Raw genomic sequence first — 19,998 nt, forward strand, 5'->3', positions numbered from 1 at the left:
ACCTCTAAACAGATTTCGGTAAACATTAAAAAACGTGAGTGTCGAAATCGACTGAATAATGATTTAAAAATCAAAAACAAATAGTCGTGAAACCACCACACATAAAGAAACAAAGACAAAAAGAAGTCCGTCGCCTCATTTCAAGGCGTTGGGAAATAAGCCTACTTAATCGTGAACTTGGCTATATAAAATTAGACAAGCCAATACGTCACGGTTGGTACAAAGAAATTGTAATAACAAGAAATGTAGAGCGCTATAAAAACAAAGATGCTATTCAGGAGGTCTTCGATAAAATCGAAAGGTATTATTGGGGAAGAACAAAAGAAGAGGCAGATAAATTATGGTTTAAATATGTTTCTAATTATTATATCTATCGCGATTTCCCAACATTGAGCAAACGACAATACAATAGACTGAGTTATAAAGCTCAAAAGTTATGTACACCCTACAGATACAGAGTCTGTAGTAAAAAATGGCGAACAAGATTTTATATACGTATACCAAAAAACGCCTATAAAATCAAATTCACCAGAGCTTACATAACGCATAGAAAACGTATAGATCCAAACTTAGTTAGTGAGTCTGCTAATATAGAAAAGCAACTTCTAAGATCTGGTTATTACAATGTTAATGAAGCATTATACCCACATAAAGACTATTGGAATGAGAATGAACACAGGCAAGAAAAATTAAAAACAGAAAGACACCTCAAAGCACTAAAGAAATATGCTATAAACGATGTCATTAAAGACCATATATCATGGGAAAGAAACTAAGCGGAAAAGATCTAATCAAATTAGGCTTTCCAAAAAACAACAGTATTAATGTGACATTAGGTCAGATTAATCGCTATCAAAAACGAGTAAAAAAAGAGAAAATATTAACTGAAGCAAAAAAAGTATTGCAAAATCCTGAAGCCTATAAAGGTGATGGTGTTTGGGGAAAAATTGCCGAGAGTTTATTAGACCCTGTTTATGTAGTTAAGCAAAAGCTAAATACGCATCGAGCACCATTTCAAATTTATGGCGAAAATGAAATTGATGATCAGGCCAAATACCAATTGTATGATGCTTTAAAACTACCTATAGCTGTTGCTGGTGCTTTATTGCCAGATGCACATGTAGGTTACGGTTTGCCCATTGGTGGTGTTTTAGCAACAAAAGGTGCTGTTATCCCTTATGGAGTTGGTGTTGACATCGGCTGTAGAATGTGTTTAACCATTTACCCTGTAAATGCTTCTTATCTAAAAGGTAAAAAGCATCAATTGGAAAACATCTTATCTGAGCATACCAAATTTGGAATGTACGAAACTCATAAAACTAAACACGACCATGAAATTTTTAGCCGTGATGAGTTTAAAAATATTCCACTTGTAAAGCGCTTTAAAGATAAAGCATACAAACAATTAGGTACTTCTGGAGGTGGAAATCATTTTGTGGAATTTGGAATCATTAGCATTTTGGATATCAATAACGAATGGGATTTGCCATTAGGGGATTACTTAGGCGTATTGTCTCATAGTGGGTCACGCGGATTGGGAGCAAACATTGCAAAGCATTATACCTATTTAGCAACAAAGCAATGTCCGTTACCAAAACACGTACAGCATTTAGCTTGGTTAGATTTAAATACGCACGATGGTCAAGAATATTGGTTAGCTATGAATTTGGCTGGTGATTATGCAAAAGCTTGTCATGATGATATCCATAGACGTATTGCTAAACGCCTTGGCGTAAGACCAATTGCGAAAATCGACAATCATCACAATTTTGCTTGGAAGCAAGAAGTCAATGGACAAGAATGTATCGTGCATCGTAAAGGGGCAACCCCTGCTAAAAAAGGAGAGTTAGGCATTATTCCAGGATCAATGACGGCGCCAGGTTTTATCGTAAGAGGGTTAGGGAATACTGAAAGTTTACAATCAGCATCTCACGGAGCAGGTCGTGTATTATCTAGGCGCCAATGCAAAATGACATTAACACAAAGTGCTATAAAAAAAGAATTACAAAAGTACGATGTCTCCTTAATTGGCGGTGGTATAGATGAAGCTCCAATGGCTTATAAAAACATCGAGACAGTGATGAAAAACCAAAAAGAATTGGTAGAAATCATTGGGAAATTTACACCAAAAATTGTGAGAATGGATACGTAGAATTTTTGTTAAATAAAAAAGAACGCAATGGGAGCAAATCATAATATTAAACGCTACGGAGAACAATGGCCAAGCTATAGAATAGAGCATGGTTTGGCCATATTGAATAAACTAAAATATTGGGTAGTTATCTCAGGAGGATGGGCTTGGCATTTTATGTCACGTCAAAATCACAAAGAGTATAAACACGCCCATGATCATAAGGATATAGACATTTTTGTACATCCTAAAAATGTTGCTAAAGTGATGGTTATATTACAACATGAAGGCTTTAAAAAAGTATGGACACGTTACGACCATATACCAAGTAATGAAAATTTTAGACGCTATGAAAAAATCGATTGGCTAGATTCTGGCAAACAAATAAGAGTTACCATAGATTTTTTTGAATCGTCAACAGTAGAAACAATATTAGTTAACGACTGGTCATTAGTTGAGCCTAAAACATTATTGAGCTACTACTCTAATATTCATTCTAGTGATAAATGTTGGGCTGTAAAAGCAGCAATACAATTGATTGCTACAGGTGAAAGCCCTGTTGGAAATGCGTTACTATCTAAAAATCCTTTAGAAAAAGTATAACCAATGGAAACTAAAATTATACAAATAACCTCAGGTCGTGGCCCAGCAGAATGCTGTTGGGTCGTGGCTCAGGTTCTAAAATTATTTATAACGGCTTTAAAAGAAAAGGAATTCATTTATGCCATTCTTGAAAAAGAACCTGGACCAGAAAACCGAACCATCCGGTCAGTGACGATTCAAATAGGTGGAGAAAGTCTTAATCTATTTTTAGAATCTTGGGAAGGTACTATAAAGTGGATTGGTAAGTCAAAATCGAGAGTGTCCCATAAAAGAAAAAATTGGTTTGTAGGCATCTATGAAATTGAAATGAACCAACCTAATCAAATTGATGACAAGGACATTATGTATCAGGCAATCAAAAGCTCTGGGCCAGGTGGTCAACATGCTAACAAGGTAAGTTCAGCTATTCGGGCTATTCACATACCAAGTAATAGTCAAGTATTAGTAATGGACAGTAGATCGCAGTATCAAAACAAGAAAATTGCAAGAAAACGTTTGCAAGATAAAGTTGCACAAATGCAGTTGCAGGGTTTGGAAAATTGCTATAAACGCCATTGGGAAAATCATTTAAAATTAGAACGTGGTAATCCCGTAAGAGTGTTTAAGGGTTCTGACTTCAAAAATCAGAAAAAAAAGAAAAATTACAAATCAAAACGTCATCAGCTAAAAGCTGATTTACGTAAACAAATAGAATAATGACATTAGTAAACAATTATATTTTTAAAGCATTAGACGCATATCCTTATGAGTTAGAAGAAGCTATCGAAGCATTAAACTATGCGTTGTCTTATGACGAGAAAAACACAATGGCTTTGTGTTTAATGGGGCGTATTTATGCCGAGACTTTACACGACTATGAAAAGGCTAAGACTGTTTATTCCGAAGCTCTTACAGAAAATGTTAATGCATTTCATATCTATCCACATTACATAAATCTTTTGCTGTGGAATGAGGACTATGAAGAAGCAGAACGGTTTATTGATTTTGCTTTAACCGTAAAGGGTTCTGATAAAGCGGTTTTATATTACAAAAAAGCTATATTTTATGAACAACAAACACGTTATAAAGAAGCTTTATTGCAACTAAAGTTAGCAAAGCGTTACACTTATAATGGGAGTTTTATGAGTGATATTAGCGCAGCTAAATCGCGTATTAAAGATAAAATGCCACAAAAGAAAACGGCCAAAAAGAAAACGAAAAAAGCAGATTAACTTCGATTAGTCTGCTTTTTTATTTATCAAACCGCTTCAACAACGCGGGTAAATAAAAGATGTCTGTAATTAACGCAATGGCTACTGTAACTGCGCAAAGCAAACCAAAATCTCTTACAGATGGCACTGCGCTTGAGGCAATAATTAAAAACCCCGAAACTAAAGCAACTGTAGTAGAAAACAATGCACTACCTGTGTAATGCATAGCATTATCCATACGCGTTTCTGACGAGCCTTGGACACGTTTACTCTTACGGTATTTATGTACTAAATGAATGGTGTCGTCCATTGCAATACCCAGCATTATCGGTGTAATCATGGCTGTAGATACATCTAGTGGAATATCTAATAAGCTCATAAAAATAGCCAGAATGGCAAGTGGTAATATATTCGGAATCAGTACTAAAATCGTAGTCCTAATGCTTTTTATAAAAAACCAAAGACACAAAAATGCAACAAAAAATGCTGCAAAAAACGATTTGAATTGCGTTTGTAAAATAAAGTCGTTTAACTGCGAAAACACTACCGAAAACCCATTGATTTTTAAATCATACTTATCTGTTTCAAACGTATTCTTAAACGCAATTTTTATATCGGACAATACTTTTTCAAGTTCAGAGGTTTTAATTTCTCTTACACCTAATGTTATTCCCGCAGTAGTATAATCTTCAGAAAATAATTTGAAAAAGTCATCACTATTATCGCCAATTTCAGACAGTGTGGCATCGATCTTTTCTTTGGAAATATTGGATTGAAATAACAATGGTGAGCGTTGCTCTAAAAAACGTTTCACATTTATTACAGAAACTGGCGCTGATAATAACGCATTTTTACTCAATGCATCTTGCAGTCTTTCTAGCTTTTTAAGAGCATCACGCTCCAGCATCGTTCCGTTTTTGGCAGTGATGTTAAGCTGTAATCTTGAGCTGCTATTGAGTTTACTTTCTACTAAACGCAAATCTTCCTTTGCTTGTCCTTCGGCTAAAAGGTCTAACGAATTGGTGTCGATTTTCACCATAAAAATTGAATACAGCCCAAACAGCAAAATCAACGTTGATATTACAATAATGCTGTTTTTGTATTGTGAGGTAAAACGGTTTAACCAATTAATCGTCTTGGTTTGACTAAAAGCAGTTAGCTTTAAAATTGGCTTAGCTGCTTTAAAATCTAAATTCATAAAACTGAAGCCAATTATAGTTACTACATATACTAAAACAAAGGCAAGCACTAAGCCAATACATGTAAAAACACCCATGTTTTTAAAAGCTGGTAAGGGCGATAAGTACAATGCAAAATAACCAACAAACGTAGTCAAGGTAGTGTAGAAGCATGGAGTAACACTCTTTCTGACCGCAAGAGTTAATAAGTCTAACTTTTCAAGATTCTCGTTTTCAAGGCCTTCTTTATGGTATATATTAATAATATGCACCGCATCACTAACACTATACACCATAAGTATGGTAGGTATCAGCATAGAAATCATATTCAGTGCAAAACCAAACGACGTAATAATCCCGAATAAAATAGAAATTGGTATCGCCACACATAACAATGACACTATTAAATAGCGTTTGCTTGGTAGTAAAAACAATAGCATTGTAGTGATAACCAAAACGGTTAAAATCCCAAATACTAAACTCTCTTTGTAAATGCCTTTGCTATAAGCTTCATTAAGTACAGGTGCACCAGAAAGGTGGTAGTCATCATAATAGTTTTCTATTACAGCTCTAATCTCGCCCGCAATAACTTCTCGTTTTTCCTCAATAGTAGGTGTTGGGTTTAACTGAATGTAAAAGAATAGGTTTTTATAATCGTCAGTAACGAGTCGTTGGGTAATGTTGGGCAACTTTTTAAACAGATTTTTTAATCCTCTTTCGCTACGTTTGGGGTTGTATAAGTCATCAAACAATAGCTTTTTATTAGTGTAAATAGGATACTTGGCCGTTGCTAAACTAAATGAGGTTTTTACGTACCATAACGAATCTATACCTGAGTGTAATTGTTTAAGCTGGTTGATGTTGGATTCTGCGAGTGCATTTTCAACAGGTAGCATTCCAACAAAAATTTCGTCAGACCCAAAACGCTCCTGATAATCAATATAGGCTCTATAACTTGGATCGTCTTCTAAAAACCAAATACCTAAAGAATTATCAACGCTGAGCTTATTCATAGTTTGATAACTAGAAAATCCCATCAACAAAGCAAGAACTACAATAATTGCGATTCTGAACTTAATAATTGTTGCTATAATTCGTCTTAATCGTTCCATTAGGCTATTGCAAAAGCTCCGTATTTACCATGATGTGTCATACTTATTCTAATATGCTTTGAATTAAAATAAACACTTGGGGTTCCGTATTCATTTTTCTTTAAAGTTAATTCTTCTGAAATATCATATTTGTTAGATACAGCATTTAAGAGACTTTGTCTTAATTCTATGCTGTTAGTTTGAATTGCTTCACTGCCAAATTCCACTATTTCGGAATTAAATATTTTTGGTTGAAGTCTGGCTTCGGAAATTATATAATTCGACGATGTTTTAGTTTCAACATAACACTTGAAATCTTTAAATAAAACTTCACCTGAATCACCTTTTATAAAACACTCAAATCCTTTTGGATTGTAAAATCGGCTCGGGTAGAGTTGTGTATAGAGCTTATACGCTGCTTCTTTCATACTCCACAAGCGCCAAACCATTAAAAATGGGGTTTTGGAATTATAAATACGATCTCGCTCTCTTTGAGAAAACAGTTTTTCTAAAAATCGAGGCCTTTGCCAGTTAGACTGTTGTTGAGCAAGGTTAATATCTACAATATCGTTGCCGACCATTAAGCGCTGAGTTTTTCTTTAACTATGGCCATTGCAGACTTTACATCGAGCATTTTTTCCATGTCTTCATTTTCAAGACGAATATCAAATTCATCTTCTATGTCGAGAATAATATCGACCAAATTGGCTGAATTGATTTTTAAGTCTTTTATGAAATCCGTGTCTTCATTTAACACTTTGAAAGCGTCTTCGTCTTGCACATAAGGCGAAACAATTGCCTTGAGCTTTGCTATTAAGTCTTGGTTAGTAGTCATAGCGATTTTTATATGTAAAGTTACGCTATATATCTTTTAAATAAAACACAAGCATTGACATCACCAAAACCAAAACTTGCTTTCGCAATAATATCAAAATTAAAATCTATTTTTTCGGTTGGCACTTTATCTGAAGTTATTAATGCTTCGATTTCAGGATGCAAATCTTCACAATTTATATTAGGTGCTACAAACTGCTCTTTAAGCTGAATCACGCTTGCCACACATTCTATAGCACCTGCGGCGGCCAAACAATGCCCGATTGTAGATTTAGTAGAGTTAATAAAAGGAAAATTGCTCTTGTTTCTGTTTAAGGCTTTTGTCCAATTTTCAATTTCTAAGACATCTTTTGTGGTTGCTGTCAAATGCCCATTTATAACCTGAATGGCATTTGCAACAACTCCCGAATTTTCAATTGCCTTTTCTATACAGCGTTGCACTGCTTCAGCATTTGGTGCTGTTAAGGTTCCGCCTTTGCGTTGTCCTCCAGAATTTACTTCACCACCTAAAACCTCAGCATATATTTTAGTATTGCGCTCTAATGCGCTTTCTAACGATTCCAAAACCAAAGCGCCTGCACCACTTCCAGGCACGAAGCCAGAAGCACTTTCACTCATTGGTCTTGAACCATTTTGTGGATTATCATTATGCTTGTAAGTCATAACGCGCATGGCATCAAATCCGCCCCAAACGTATGGACCATGATCACTACAACTACCTACGAGCATGCGTTTTGCTTTTCCGTTTTGGATTCGCTCAAAACCCATAAGTAAAGCTTCAGTTCCTGTACTACAGGCCGAAGAATTGGTTGTGACTTGATTGCCCAAACCTAATATGCCACCTAGATATGCACTTATACCACTAGCCATAGTTTGTAGAACAATTGTGCTTCCAAGTCTACGCACATTACCTTCGTCTAATTTGTAAATGGCTTCGCGAAATTTTTCAACTCCAGAAGTTCCTGTGCCAAAAATTAAACCCGTATCGTAATCCAATTCGCTTTCGGAAGTTTTATCAAAACCCGCATCTTTCCAGGCATCAATACCTGCAATGCAACCGTACAAAATACCCGAGCTATTAAAACCTCGTAGCTGTAAATCGGTAAAATATTCTGATGTTAATTCGTCAGAAACCCTTGGGATTCCTCCTATTTGGCATGAAAAATTTAAGTCCTTAAGTTCTTGATGAAACGAAATGCCTGAAGTGCCATTTTTTAGCGCTTTAGTGAATTCTGAAACACCAACTCCATTTGGCGCTACAACTCCTAATCCTGTTATGACAACTCTATTTTTCATCCTTTCAGCATTCCTGAAATTGTACCTCGTGCAACCAACTCGCCTTTAGTGTTCAACATCTTTACTTTGCACTTTAATTTATGGAAACGAAACACGTCTTTTTCTGAAACTACAGTTACCTTTTCTTCAGGTAAAACTGGCAAATAAAAATCTATACTATTCGATGTTAAGGCTATTTGAGGTTTGTTTTCACTTTCTAATTCGGTGCTTAATAAATATATGCCTAAGCAGACCAAGCCTATTTGCGCCATGCATTCCGTAAGGATAACTCCGGGAGTTATGGGGTTATCTTTAAAGTGTCCTTCATAAAACGACTCGTCTTGTTTAAAGGTGTAATGGCCTGTAATTCCATCTTCTGAAATCACATCAATGCCATCTACAAACAAAAAGGGTTTTTGATACGGTAAAAGTGCTATGATTTGTTTTTTATTCATTTTTGTCATTCCTGCGCAGGCAGGAATCTCTACTTTTTTTAACTCAAATGTTCTCCGCCATCAACAGGAATTATTGTTCCTGTTATCCAAGCAGCTTCGTCTTTACTTAACAAATAAACTGCATTAGCTACATCTTCTGGTAATGTTAAGCGTTTATTTGGGTTGCGTTTTAAGGTATGCTTTATTATTTTTTCGCTTCCTGGAATCATTCGCAATGAAGATGTATCTGTTACACCTGCTTGTATGCAATTTGCTTTAATTCCATACGATGCAAACTCTAAAGCAATACTTCTAGTTATGGCTTCTAATGTGACTTTTGCTGCAGATACTGCTGCGTAGCTTTGCCAAGCTTTAGAATTGCCTTCACTAGTGAAACTTAGTATTCTTGCATCACTTGTAAAAAGTTTAGCTTCAAATAGTGCTTTAGTCCAATCGTATAAACTAATTCCCATGGCATTTATAGTTAAGGCAAAATCATCATGCTTTAACGTTGATTTATCATCAGATACCATAGGTTTTAAATTTCCTTTGGCAACACTATGAACCAATGTTCTGATTTTTTCTGATGTACTGAATTCAGTTGTTAATGCTTCAACAATTTCAGTTCGCTTTTCAGATTTAAACGCATCAGAATTGAATGTTTTAAGCTTAACACCTTCTTGTTTTATGGTTTCAAATTCTTTTTGAATCGTGTCTTCTTGCGCTTTAGAGCTGCGATATACTATGCATATATTCATGCCGTGCATGGCGAGTTTTTTGGCCGTTGCTAAACCTAATCCGCTGCTACCGCCTAAAATTAAAGCCCAATAATTTTTATTTTGAAATACTTTCATATTCACCATTCTAATAAAATACGCTGAGCAGAAAAGCCTGGCCCAAAACTCAGCATTATTCCTTTATCGCCTTGTGGCAAATCTCTATCCATAAATCGTTCTAAAACGTAAAGCACAGTTGCACTACTCATGTTGCCATACAGTCGTAATACTTCTTTTGTGTCGTCTATGTTTTTGCCTAAATCTCCAAATAATTCTTCTACGGTTTGTACTATTTTTTTGCCACCTGGATGAAAAACCAAATGGTCGATGTCCTTAATTGTTAAATTGTTTTGCTCCAAAAATGGGTGAATGATTTTTGGAAAATGCTCCGCAATAGTTTCTGGCACAGATTGGTCTAATACCATCTGAAGCCCTGAATTTACCAATTTAAAACCCATCATATGGCTAGCATCATAAAAATGATACATGGCTTCGTCTTTAATTTCTGGTCCCTTTTCATTCTCATATGATGATAGAATAACACTTGCACATCCATCTCCAAAAATTGCTGCACTAACAATATTTACCATCGAATAATCCTCTAGTTGAAACGTTGCCGTAGGTGATTCAACAGCAATGACGACAGCTCGTTTATTTGGATTGGCTTTCAAGAAGTTTTTGGCATAAATAATCCCCGAAACACCAGCTGCGCATCCCATTTCAGTTACTGGTAATCGCACAATATCTTGTTTCATCTTTAGGCTATTGATTAAATAGGCATCTAGAGATGGAATCATAATACCTGTGCAGCTTACTGTAATGATAAAGTCAATATCAGTAGATTTTAAATTCGCTTTTTCGAGTGCTTTTATAAGACTTTGTTCCGCGAGTTTTATACTTTCTTTGACGTAGATATTGTTCTTTTCTTCAAAAGATGTTTTTAAAAAAACATCTTCGGCATCCATTATAGAATAACGCTTATCTACTGCTGCATTTTCAAAAATCTTTAAAACCTTTCGCTTAAAACGTTCTTCTTGTCCTTCTAACCACAATTCGACATAAGGTAAAATATCCTTTGTTTCACGTGTATATTGAGGTAGCTGCTTGGCTACAGATGTAATGCGAACTGCCATTAACTTGTAGTATTAATTAGCCATTGGTAGCGGAAAGCCCATTTCCAATGTATTTGTGATTTGAGACCAAGTTGATCACTTAACTGTTCTAAATCTTCTCTTTTAAATGCTCGTAAAATAGAGGTTAATCCATCTTGAACTATCATATGATTTGAAATCCCTAGACTTAATATTTTGAATAATCCATACGCAATTGCGTTGCGATGCAGATCGTTTATAACAATTCCTATTTTAGTTTTTAAGGTTAGTGTTTTCAGTAGGCCTTTTATTTCTTCTTCTTTGAAATGATGCAAAAACAAAGTCGCCAAGACGATATCATATTCACGCTGAATGAAATCTTCAGAAAATATGTCCTCATTTATAAATGATAGCTCGTTATAATCACCCGATAATTCGTTGGCATAATCTATAGCATCCTGATTTGCATCAACGCCGATAAGCTTAAACTTATAACCATTTTTACGCCCATAATCTGCAACTAACCGCAACAAATCACCATGTCCGCAGCCCAAATCTATAATCGTATATGTTTTGCCTTTAGGTTTGTTTTTTAGCAATTGTGTTATGCCATTAATGGTGATGCGATTGCCACCAAGCCATTTGTTAATGTTACCCAGTTTATCTAAAGTATCGCGCAACAAATCGCCTTTCATGGAAAAATCATCCATGATTTCTTGAGCATCACTTCGATATGTAGTGTCTACGAATAACGCCATTATAATTGCATCGGTTTTCCGTGGGTCATTTTAATAATTCGCGGCACCAAAAATGGAAACCACTTTAAGAATGTCAACAATCTTGGCGCCAACCAATCCTGCCGAAATAAAAAGGCAATCGTGTGTCCAACTTTCAACCTAAAACCAAATGTTTGCTGCCACTGCTTTTTGTAAAGTGTTTCCATTTGCTCTCGGGATGTTATTTTTCCTTCAAGGTAATCAATAATTACTTTCGATGCTAATTGAGCACCTCGTATCGCCATACCCATACCGTTGCCACATAATGGGTGAATCATGCCTGCTGAATCTCCACACATAAGCATGTGATTTTCTACTGGTGATTTTGTTTCAAACGAAATCTGACTTATAGTTAATGGCTTGTCAAATTCTTGGATAGTGCTTTGAAAAATTGTCTTTAAGTCTTTATTCTGAAACATTACAGCATCTTGAAAAGCTTCTATGGATTTATATTTTTTGAACGATTTGTAGCTTGTAATATAGCATAGATTGATGTGATCATTCTCCACTTTTGAAACACCACAATAACCGCCTTTAAAATTGTGAAGCGCAACTGTATCTTCAGGAAAATTACCAGACACATGTGTTTTAACTCCTAAATAAGGTGACTTTTTCTTGATGAATTTTCTTTGAAATTTTACATCTAGGGTTGAACGTTTACCAAATGCACCAATAACAATTTCAGACTCCAAATTGTGATTAGATTTTGTTTGAATCGTGAATGAATTGTCTGAAAAGCTTACATCCAAAACAGTATCGGTCATTACCTCAATGCCATGTCCTAATGCGAGCTTATACAATTCAAAATCTAAAGTATAACGGCTTATTCCAAATCCGCCAAGTGGTAATTTGGCTTTAATTGTTTTGTTATTGTGCGTTGTGAGTTGAAATTCTGAAATGTGTTTTGCTCCGTAATCAAACGGATTGAATCCTAAAAACTTCAAATAAGGTAAAACTTCATTAGATACATATTCGCCACAAACCTTATGTTTTGGGTAGGTGTTTTTTTCAATTAAAGCAACATAAAACCCGTGTTTAGATAAATGTATGGCGCTGGTTAACCCAGCCAAACCGCCACCAATTATTACAACATCTGTTTTGGTTTTATGCATTATATGCTTTCGATATGAACAACTTTAATTTTAACCGTTTTACCCATTACTAAACTACCGCCACCGACATCAAAATCCCTACGATTAATTTCGAATTCTGAACTAATTTTCCGTTTGCTATTGGTTTTGGACACAGTAATCGGAATCGTAATAAGTTTTGTTTTCCCTTTTATCATCAAATTAGCTTTTACTGTATATGAGTTTGAAGACTTCTTATTTATGGTTTTGCTAATAAGTGTAATTTTCGGGTGGTTTTTAATGTTGAAATAATCCTCTTCTAACAGATGTTCATCTCTGCTGTTAATACCTGTTTCTATAGACTTAACAGTGATTTCACCACGTATAGATTCTAGGGTGTTTGAAGTGTCAAATTTTGAAGTAATTGAAAAGGTATTGAAATGCCCATCGACATTTACGCCCAGGTTTTTAATTATAAAATCTACCCGTGAGTTGTCTTGCGAAAACCCCCAATTAAAGGCAAATACAAGCAGGGCTAATAGTTGAATCTTCTTCATTTCTTTTTAGCCTCAAGGTACACAGAATTATACAATCTATTCTGCGTTTAACATATTTATAAAACTTGTTCTATTTTGAATGTTTGACCTCTAAACGAAATTGTATCGTTTACTTTTTTAGATATAAGCAGTTTTCCTATCGGAGTTGCTAACGAAATGGCATAAAAACTTTCGTCTTTAAATTTAATTTCTCCAGCACTTATAGCAATAAAGTAATTACCATTTGTTGTTTTTACAACACTTCCTAAAGCAACTACATCGTTCGTGGTTTTTGGGTTAATTCGTTGTAATAATTCAATTTGTTTTTGAAGCTCTGCTAGTTGCTGTCCTGCTTTTTCTCTTTCAAGCTGCAGCATTGCTCGACCTGTTTCATGTTTATCGCCAGCAGTACTTTTAGTTTCGGATTGTAATGCATTTTGAACATTTGCAATTGTTTTTTGAATAACCTTTAAGCGTTGGTTTAAAATATCTTGGCACTGATTGTATAATTGATTTTTTAATTCCATTGGTCAAAGCAAATTACCCAAATCTCTACCAACCAAGCTTCCAATAGCTACTCCCATGCCGCCTAAACGCACACCACAGTATACATTGTTGCTTAACTGTTTTAGAATAGGTTTCTTTTGAGTGCCAACACCCATTATGCCAGACCAGTAATGATCTATTTTAACATCATGATTTGGTAAAATTGTAGTTGCCAAAAGCTCTTTTAGTTTGTTTTTTACAATTTCGGTTTGTCCAAAATCGGTGGTTTCTTCGGTCTTAAAATCTAGGTTTCGCCCACCACCAAGCAAAATTCTATTATCGATATTTCTGAAATAATAATAGCCTCTATCTAAATGAAACGTTCCTTTTATATTTAAGTTTTCAATAGGTTCCGTTATGAGAACTTGTGCTCGTGCAGGTTTTACATTTTCATCTAATAACTTTGATGCAAAACCATTAGTGGCAATCAATAATTTTGCTGTTGTAAATTCGAATTCTCTTGTTTTGAGTTTAACGGAATTTACATCTTCAGAAAATGATTCAACTTCGATTGCATTTAAGATTTTGATGTTATTGTCTTGAACTAATTTAATCAGAGACAGCATCATTTTTCCTGTATCTAGTTGGCCTTCAAACTGATTAAAACTGATTTTAGAATTCACATTTTGAAAACCAAAGCTGTTATCCTTAAAGTGAAAAACATCAGAGTTGAAAATAGGTTGCAGCAGCTTATTTATATAGTCCTTTTTATGCACACATTCTTTATAAAGCACTTCATCTTCCTCCGAAAACAATTCATAACCACCAAGTTCGTGATAGACAATTGATGTGTCTCCCAAGGTTTCTCGCAATAAATTTAACCCATCAATACGTTGCTTTACTAATTGAATAACTTCATCTTCCGAATGCGATTTTAAGTCCTCAATTATTTCACTCAAACTGCCAAAGCATGCAAAACCAGCATTTTTAGTACTTGCGCCTTGAGGTAAAACCCCTTTTTCTAGAACAAGGATTTTAGATTTAGGGAATCGTTGTTTGAGATGAAGTGCGCAACTAAGCCCAACTATACCACTACCAACTATCGTAAAATCGACATTAGTTAACCAAGATTTTATTTCCCAATAGGATAGGTTCATAGGATAAAAAAGGCTTTTAAATACAAACTTGAAATTATAAAAAATAAACTTAAAGATTGAGTTTATAATGTAAAAAGCTCGGTAATAAATACCGAGCCTTCTCCACTAGATTGGTCAGAAAATTTCCTAACCAATAAATTAATATTTTATAATCCTTCTGATAATACTTTGTCCTTGATTGTTTTCAGCTTTAACAAAATACACGCCTTTATTAAAATTCTCTATAGAGAATTCCCTATTCTGGGTTTCCATCATTAAACGTCCATTTATATCATACACCAAGACATTCATTATTGTATTATTATTAATGGTCAAATTACCTTTAGTTGGATTAGGAAAAATATTTATAGACAATAATTCATTATCAGATGTTGACAATGATTCGTCTGTAACGGTAAGAACTAGCTCTTCTGAATTGCGACATGTGATATCAAAATCATACACAAACCCATTGAAGGAAGCAGTTGTTGTGGCTGGTAAATTACAAAGGTCTATAGTATCACCAAATCCTGGCGTATTCAAAACAATAAATTCGTCATTAATTGATGGTGAAAAGCCTAATGTAATATTTATGCTTCCGTTTAAATTTGCATCGCCGTCAATTGTCAATAAATCATAATCTACGCCTTGTACAGCTCCATTTATTTCTATTTCTAAAACTGAAGATGGATTAGAATTATATTCATTTACAAAACTTAAGGTTCCTGGTGATGCCCCTGGTGAAAATGTTCCGTTATTGATAAAATTAGAAACATTTGACGAAACGGTTAAAGTTCCATTACCTTTTATAATCCCAGAATTTTCATTAGTCAAAACACCACTAAAACTGATTCCGTTTTGGATCACATCAATAACTCCAGAATTATTGACTTGTGCGCTAACCACTACTGTACCGCTTGCTGCATTAGCATTTAATGTTCCCATATTATTCAACATATTTGGTGCTAAACCGCTAGTTGAAATTCCACCAAAATTGTTAAGTAAATCTATAGTTCCTGAAGCGTTATTGTTTAAAACAGAGTCTGTTCCTATAAAAATATCTCCTCCGCTTGAAAATTCAATTAAACCATTATTATTGAGTACAGTTGAGCCAAAAATAAAAACGTTTGTAACAGTTTCTCGCTTAATAGTGACATTGTTGTTTAATGTTCCTCCACCAACGAGATTTCCTTGGTTCCATTTAACCACTGAGCCCGAAGAAAAATTAAATGTCACATTATTTGAAACGGTTATCTCATTATTCCAATTCAAGTCACCTGTTAATGTTCCTTCTAATTGTCCGTCAATAGAAAATGGAGATACCCAATTGAAAATTCCGCCTGCAAGCACATTATATGTTCCGCCATTTAAAACAATACTTGTGTTGCTGAAATTCAAAGTGCCAGAATTAACTTGAATAGTTCCGTTGTTGTTATTTAACGGCGCATTAATTGTACCTACATCACCTTGAGAAGATTGGTTGCTGCTTATAACTCCTAAGTTGTTGAAAAAATGCGGAGCGCTTCCGCTTGTAGCGATAGCGGAACCATTACCTTGAAAATCAATAACGCCCGAAATACTATTATTTAATGTTGAGTTTGTGCCGATGAAAATGTCGCCAGTACTGGTCATTTCTATTTGCCCTAAGTTGTCTAAAGTTGTGCCATTAAAAATAAAACCAATAGCGGTGTTTTTTTGAATCAAAGATTGATTAACGAGATTACCACCACCTTCAAGGTCTCCTGCATTCCAGATAATTTTTTGGTTTCCTGTAAATGCAAAAACTGCTGTAGTTGACGGAGAAACAACCACATCATTACTCCATGTTAAATCTCCTAGAATACTGCCTGAAACTGTTCCTAGAATAGTAGTTACTCCATTCCACTCTACGGCTGCTCCTGCGGCAATATTAAACGTGCCTCCATTTAAGTTTAGAGCGCTAGTGTTTAGTTCTAATGTTCCTGTATCAATTTGAAAAATTCCATCATGATTAATTAATTGACCGCTAATTTGAACCTCATCTGTTGGATTTGGAAGCGTTGTTTTAATAGTACCAAAGTTATTGAAGGCATTTGGCGGAGAACCAACTCCAACAATTTGAGTAGCTGAACCTTGAAAATCAATTATACCTGTTCCTGAATTGTTTAATACGCTATTATTTACAATTCCAATCCGTCCACTTCCTATGAGGTTAATTGTTCCAGGATTATTTAAAACCGCTGAACCACCAATATCAAAAGAACTAAACGACATATTAATAGTTCCGCTATTAAGCAGTATGCCTGGCCCAGATAAATCGCCCGATGACCAATTGACCACAACATTATCTTCAAATTCAGAATCGACTGCTATTATTAGAGATTCTGTAACATTCAGTGTAGAGTTTCCTTGAACTTCTATAGACCTAATATCTGCTGGTGTATCTAAGGTAACTGTGAATCCCGTTGGTATTAAAACATCCTCAGATGAGTCTGGCACATTTCCTGACCAGTTATCCGCATTAGACCATAGGTCGTCTATATTTCCAGTCCAAACATTTTGAGAGTTTGAATAAATAGAAATAAATAAAAAGATTGAGAAAAGTAATTTTGTTTTCATAGTGGAGAAATTTAAAATTCTCCTGTAAAGCTATGTGCTTAAAGGCATTGCTAAGATTAAAATGTGATAACTGACGCAAAAAACAACATAACTAACCGTTAGTGCTTTTCGATGTTGGATTTAAATGTTCTTGAAATTGGGATTTCGAAATTAGGGTGTAAAACTACTGATGTGCTGTTTTGGGATTTAATATGGTTTTTGTTAACCACATAAGAACGATGAACACGAACAAAGTTTGGTGGTAATTCTTCTAATACATCCTTGAGTTTATTTCTATCTATTATTGTTTTTCCTTCTGTAATAAACTCTAGATAATTACCATCGGATTTAATATAGACGAGTTGGTCTAAATATATCTTCGATTTGTTATTGAGTATTATTGAAACGCGCTCAACCTTTTTAGCAATTTGATATTTTTCTTTTTCTACTTCTTTTATTCTGGTACGATATTTTTTAAGACTCTGAAACAACTTAAACAACCCTATAATGCTTAATATGTAAATTACATATGCTGTGTTGGTCCTCCAAAAAGGAGGTTTTATTTTAATGGTTATTGTCTTTCCGTTACTATTATATAAACCATCATTATTTGCTGAAGTCACATTAAACTCATATGACCCAAAAGGTAGCTTAACATATCTAGCTGCTATCGGCTGATTATTAACAACCCAGTCTGGATCATAACCTGCCATTTTGTATTTATAAGTGTTCTGTGAAGAATTTGTGAAGTTTAACCCAACATAAGATATTTCAATTGTATTGTACTTCCATGGTAGCGTTATGGGTTTTTCAAAATCTGTATATATAATAGAACTATCAGATGCAACAGCTTTGAGTTTGGTGATATGTACAAAAGGTGTGTTTGGATTCTCCTTTTTTATGTTTTTTGGGATAAATTTAGTAATCCCATTTGTGCCTCCAAACCATAAATCACCATCTTGAGTTTTTATGGCTGACTTTCTGTTAAACTCTAAGTTTTTTAATCCGTTTTTATTGGTGAAATATCGTGATATCTTATGTGTTGGATTATACAATTTTATTCCAGTGTCAGAACCCATCCAAAAATGACCATCATCGTCTTTGATAATGCTAAAAACGACCTGATTATCTTCTAATACAGGTGTAATCATCAAATCGTCTAGTGTAAGTTTGTAAAGACCCTGATTAGAGCCTATCCAAAGCGTGTCGTTATCTGCAAGAAGGTCCCAAATTGGAGCTTCAAATTGTTGTGGTAAATCATTTTGAGAAGCAACTTTTACTTTAATGGTTTTATGTGTTGTTTTATCCAATGCTAATAAGCCTTCGCCTTCAGTTGCAATAAAAATATAATTGCCTAAAGTTTCTAATTTCTGAATTCCAGAGTGTTCCATAAATTCATTAAGAGGAAAAGATTTAACAACGTCTCCGTTGCTTTTATTTACTTGGTGAATGGCTCTATAAGATGATATCCAGATAAAATTATCTTTAGTATTAAGAATAGAAAAGCTTATGTTTTTATCTAATTCTTGGATTGGCAATTCAATCATATCAAACTTTAAGTCTATTGGGTTAAAACATACCAATCCATTGTTCGTCGCCAACCAAATTGGAAGTTTACTTTCAGGAATTTCTTCTATATCCCAAACATATTTCACATGGTTTTTAATTGCTTCTGGGAACACTAACCGTTTTGATACTTCGGAATTATTTGAGATAAAATGAATACCATTACCAAATGTGTTGGCAAAAATCCCTGATTGGGAGCTATACAAACCCATTATTATATTCTCAGCGTCTTCTGCTTCAAGTTGTTTATGCCTAAAGTGTTTTCTGTTGATATCATAATGCATTACTCCGGAAAGTGTGCCAACCCAAATGCCGCCAAAGTTATCTTTGTAAAGGCTTCGTATTTGATTGGACAATGCCGATGTCCCTAGCTTTATTTTCTGAAGCGATTTGCCCTTATAATTATATTCAAAAAGCCCTTGGTTTGTGCCTAACCAAATGCTATGATCATTTAACTCAATTAAACTATTTGGCTCAGGGTTATCAGGTAAAACAGGCAGGTAATTAACGCGTATTGAATCTATACTTTTATTTACATGTTTTGGCAGCCATAAGCTTTTAGATCTTTTTCCGTAGTCTAAGTACTTTCGGATTAAATTAGTGTCATTAAATATTTGCTCACTTTTATTATTCTTAGTGTCGTAAGAGTAAAAATCACCATTATCATTTTTATAATACATCTTTCCTTTAATAATTACCATAAAAGGTGTCAAGACCGAACTATAAACAACTTTATATTCGTGTGTTTTAGAATTGAAGTAAATAATATCGTTTAGTGTATTCATCCAAATGTTACCTTCTTTATCAAGGCTCATATTCATGATTTCGAGGTTCATGATTTTTGACCTGTCAAAAACCGTAATTTGACTGAATTTATTTTCAGCACGATTATAAAGATTTAACCCATTTTTTGTGCCTACCCAAAGATTTCCGCTGTTGTCCTCAATAATTGATCTTACTACACTTGAGGATAATCCTTCTTCTGAATTAGGAATATTAAAGAACTTCTTTACTATATATCCATCAAATTTGTTTAATCCATTATCAGTGCCAAACCATATGTAGCCATCTTTATCTTGTAAAATGTCGTAAATCACATTGTTAGACAAACCATGTTCTGTAGTTATGGTTTTAAACAAAAGTGTTTTTTCATTTACCTGAGAATACACTGCTAGGTAATTAAAAAAAACAAGAAGAATAATATGTTTTCTTTTAAACCTCAATTATAGATTTATAGGAGATGCTCTT

At 34.5% G+C, this 19,998-nt stretch carries 19 protein-coding genes; 5 read left to right on the forward strand and 14 right to left on the reverse strand.

The genetic code is table 11. From position 1 onward, the window contains the following. The first annotated feature begins 86 nt into the window (after positions 1–86). The 5 genes from ED556_RS02605 to ED556_RS02625 are packed head-to-tail and all read left to right on the forward strand — an operon-like array spanning position 87 to position 3,945. The gene (locus tag ED556_RS02605; RefSeq protein ID WP_296319027.1) at positions 87–776 is read left to right on the forward strand and encodes a hypothetical protein; all 690 of its coding nucleotides are present in this window, start codon (positions 87–89) and stop codon (positions 774–776) included. Further along, positions 761–2,152 (forward strand): RtcB family protein, encoded by a 1,392-nt coding sequence (locus ED556_RS02610; protein WP_296319028.1) that lies wholly within the window; start codon positions 761–763, stop codon positions 2,150–2,152. The genes ED556_RS02605 and ED556_RS02610 overlap by 16 nt, the downstream gene beginning before the upstream one ends. A gap of 27 nt (positions 2,153–2,179) precedes the next feature. Next, positions 2,180–2,734, forward strand: a complete 555-nt coding sequence (locus ED556_RS02615) for a hypothetical protein (RefSeq protein WP_296319030.1) — start codon at positions 2,180–2,182, stop codon at positions 2,732–2,734. Between the two features lie 3 nt (positions 2,735–2,737). Beyond that, positions 2,738–3,430, forward strand: coding sequence for a peptide chain release factor H (gene prfH / locus ED556_RS02620; protein WP_296319032.1), 693 nt, complete (start codon positions 2,738–2,740; stop codon positions 3,428–3,430). Next, positions 3,430–3,945: a hypothetical protein gene (locus tag ED556_RS02625; RefSeq protein ID WP_296319035.1), complete on the forward strand. Its 516-nt coding sequence runs from the start codon at positions 3,430–3,432 to the stop codon at positions 3,943–3,945. The genes prfH and ED556_RS02625 overlap by 1 nt, the downstream gene beginning before the upstream one ends. A gap of 19 nt (positions 3,946–3,964) precedes the next feature. On the opposite strand, the gene ED556_RS02630 is transcribed toward ED556_RS02625, so the two are convergent. The 14 genes from ED556_RS02630 to ED556_RS02695 form a co-directional block, all read right to left on the reverse strand. After that, complete coding sequence (locus ED556_RS02630; protein ID WP_296319037.1) at positions 3,965–6,214, reverse strand: MMPL family transporter; 2,250 nt, start codon at positions 6,212–6,214, stop codon at positions 3,965–3,967. Then, the gene (locus ED556_RS02635; protein ID WP_296319038.1) at positions 6,214–6,774 is read right to left on the reverse strand and encodes a 4'-phosphopantetheinyl transferase superfamily protein; all 561 of its coding nucleotides are present in this window, start codon (positions 6,772–6,774) and stop codon (positions 6,214–6,216) included. The genes ED556_RS02630 and ED556_RS02635 overlap by 1 nt, the downstream gene beginning before the upstream one ends. After that, on the reverse strand, positions 6,774–7,028 hold the full coding sequence (locus tag ED556_RS02640) for a phosphopantetheine-binding protein (protein WP_296319040.1): 255 nt from the start codon (positions 7,026–7,028) through the stop codon (positions 6,774–6,776). Before ED556_RS02640 ends, ED556_RS02635 begins: the two co-directional genes overlap by 1 nt. 20 nt (positions 7,029–7,048) lie before the next feature. Further along, positions 7,049–8,323, reverse strand: coding sequence for a beta-ketoacyl-[acyl-carrier-protein] synthase family protein (locus ED556_RS02645; protein WP_296319043.1), 1,275 nt, complete (start codon positions 8,321–8,323; stop codon positions 7,049–7,051). Further along, complete coding sequence (locus ED556_RS02650) at positions 8,320–8,757, reverse strand: hydroxymyristoyl-ACP dehydratase (RefSeq protein ID WP_296319045.1); 438 nt, start codon at positions 8,755–8,757, stop codon at positions 8,320–8,322. Before ED556_RS02650 ends, ED556_RS02645 begins: the two co-directional genes overlap by 4 nt. A 38-nt stretch (positions 8,758–8,795) precedes the next feature. Beyond that, a complete protein-coding gene (locus tag ED556_RS02655; RefSeq protein WP_296319047.1) occupies positions 8,796–9,590 on the reverse strand; it encodes an SDR family oxidoreductase in 795 nt (264 codons plus the stop codon). 2 nt (positions 9,591–9,592) lie between these two features. Further along, positions 9,593–10,645, reverse strand: a complete 1,053-nt coding sequence (locus tag ED556_RS02660) for a type III polyketide synthase (RefSeq protein WP_296319049.1) — start codon at positions 10,643–10,645, stop codon at positions 9,593–9,595. Further along, complete coding sequence (locus ED556_RS02665; protein WP_296319051.1) at positions 10,645–11,361, reverse strand: methyltransferase domain-containing protein; 717 nt, start codon at positions 11,359–11,361, stop codon at positions 10,645–10,647. Before ED556_RS02665 ends, ED556_RS02660 begins: the two co-directional genes overlap by 1 nt. Continuing rightward, positions 11,361–12,491, reverse strand: coding sequence for an NAD(P)/FAD-dependent oxidoreductase (locus ED556_RS02670; RefSeq protein WP_296319053.1), 1,131 nt, complete (start codon positions 12,489–12,491; stop codon positions 11,361–11,363). Before ED556_RS02670 ends, ED556_RS02665 begins: the two co-directional genes overlap by 1 nt. Then, on the reverse strand, positions 12,491–13,006 hold the full coding sequence (locus tag ED556_RS02675) for a YceI family protein (RefSeq protein ID WP_296319055.1): 516 nt from the start codon (positions 13,004–13,006) through the stop codon (positions 12,491–12,493). Before ED556_RS02675 ends, ED556_RS02670 begins: the two co-directional genes overlap by 1 nt. A gap of 56 nt (positions 13,007–13,062) precedes the next feature. After that, positions 13,063–13,512, reverse strand: coding sequence for a 3-oxoacyl-ACP synthase (locus tag ED556_RS02680; RefSeq protein WP_296319057.1), 450 nt, complete (start codon positions 13,510–13,512; stop codon positions 13,063–13,065). A 3-nt stretch (positions 13,513–13,515) separates the two neighbouring features. Next, positions 13,516–14,628: an FAD-dependent oxidoreductase gene (locus tag ED556_RS02685; protein ID WP_296319059.1), complete on the reverse strand. Its 1,113-nt coding sequence runs from the start codon at positions 14,626–14,628 to the stop codon at positions 13,516–13,518. Positions 14,629–14,766: 138 nt separating this feature from the next. Then, entirely contained in the window at positions 14,767–17,205 is a 2,439-nt protein-coding gene (locus tag ED556_RS02690) for a T9SS type A sorting domain-containing protein (RefSeq protein WP_296319061.1), read from the reverse strand. Positions 17,206–17,303: 98 nt separating this feature from the next. Next, a complete protein-coding gene (locus tag ED556_RS02695; RefSeq protein ID WP_296319063.1) occupies positions 17,304–19,919 on the reverse strand; it encodes a two-component regulator propeller domain-containing protein in 2,616 nt (871 codons plus the stop codon). Positions 19,920–19,998 lie beyond the last annotated feature (79 nt).

The sequence above is a fragment of the Winogradskyella sp. genome (genome assembly GCF_003712105.1).
In the GTDB taxonomy this organism is placed as follows: domain Bacteria; phylum Bacteroidota; class Bacteroidia; order Flavobacteriales; family Flavobacteriaceae; genus Winogradskyella.

Coding starts and splice junctions, on each gene's coding strand:
- ED556_RS02645 (WP_296319043.1), bottom strand. CDS start 8,323: ATGAAAAATAGAGTTGTCATAACAGGATTAGGAGTTGTAGCGCCAAAT.
- ED556_RS02660 (WP_296319049.1), bottom strand. CDS start 10,645: ATGGCAGTTCGCATTACATCTGTAGCCAAGCAGCTACCTCAATATACA.
- ED556_RS02630 (WP_296319037.1), bottom strand. CDS start 6,214: ATGGAACGATTAAGACGAATTATAGCAACAATTATTAAGTTCAGAATC.
- ED556_RS02640 (WP_296319040.1), bottom strand. CDS start 7,028: ATGACTACTAACCAAGACTTAATAGCAAAGCTCAAGGCAATTGTTTCG.
- ED556_RS02610 (WP_296319028.1), top strand. CDS start 761: ATGGGAAAGAAACTAAGCGGAAAAGATCTAATCAAATTAGGCTTTCCA.
- ED556_RS02680 (WP_296319057.1), bottom strand. CDS start 13,512: ATGGAATTAAAAAATCAATTATACAATCAGTGCCAAGATATTTTAAAC.
- ED556_RS02615 (WP_296319030.1), top strand. CDS start 2,180: ATGGGAGCAAATCATAATATTAAACGCTACGGAGAACAATGGCCAAGC.
- ED556_RS02635 (WP_296319038.1), bottom strand. CDS start 6,774: ATGGTCGGCAACGATATTGTAGATATTAACCTTGCTCAACAACAGTCT.
- ED556_RS02675 (WP_296319055.1), bottom strand. CDS start 13,006: ATGAAGAAGATTCAACTATTAGCCCTGCTTGTATTTGCCTTTAATTGG.
- ED556_RS02625 (WP_296319035.1), top strand. CDS start 3,430: ATGACATTAGTAAACAATTATATTTTTAAAGCATTAGACGCATATCCT.
- ED556_RS02655 (WP_296319047.1), bottom strand. CDS start 9,590: ATGAAAGTATTTCAAAATAAAAATTATTGGGCTTTAATTTTAGGCGGT.
- ED556_RS02650 (WP_296319045.1), bottom strand. CDS start 8,757: ATGAATAAAAAACAAATCATAGCACTTTTACCGTATCAAAAACCCTTT.
- ED556_RS02670 (WP_296319053.1), bottom strand. CDS start 12,491: ATGCATAAAACCAAAACAGATGTTGTAATAATTGGTGGCGGTTTGGCT.
- ED556_RS02685 (WP_296319059.1), bottom strand. CDS start 14,628: ATGAACCTATCCTATTGGGAAATAAAATCTTGGTTAACTAATGTCGAT.
- ED556_RS02665 (WP_296319051.1), bottom strand. CDS start 11,361: ATGGCGTTATTCGTAGACACTACATATCGAAGTGATGCTCAAGAAATC.
- ED556_RS02690 (WP_296319061.1), bottom strand. CDS start 17,205: ATGAAAACAAAATTACTTTTCTCAATCTTTTTATTTATTTCTATTTAT.
- prfH (WP_296319032.1), top strand. CDS start 2,738: ATGGAAACTAAAATTATACAAATAACCTCAGGTCGTGGCCCAGCAGAA.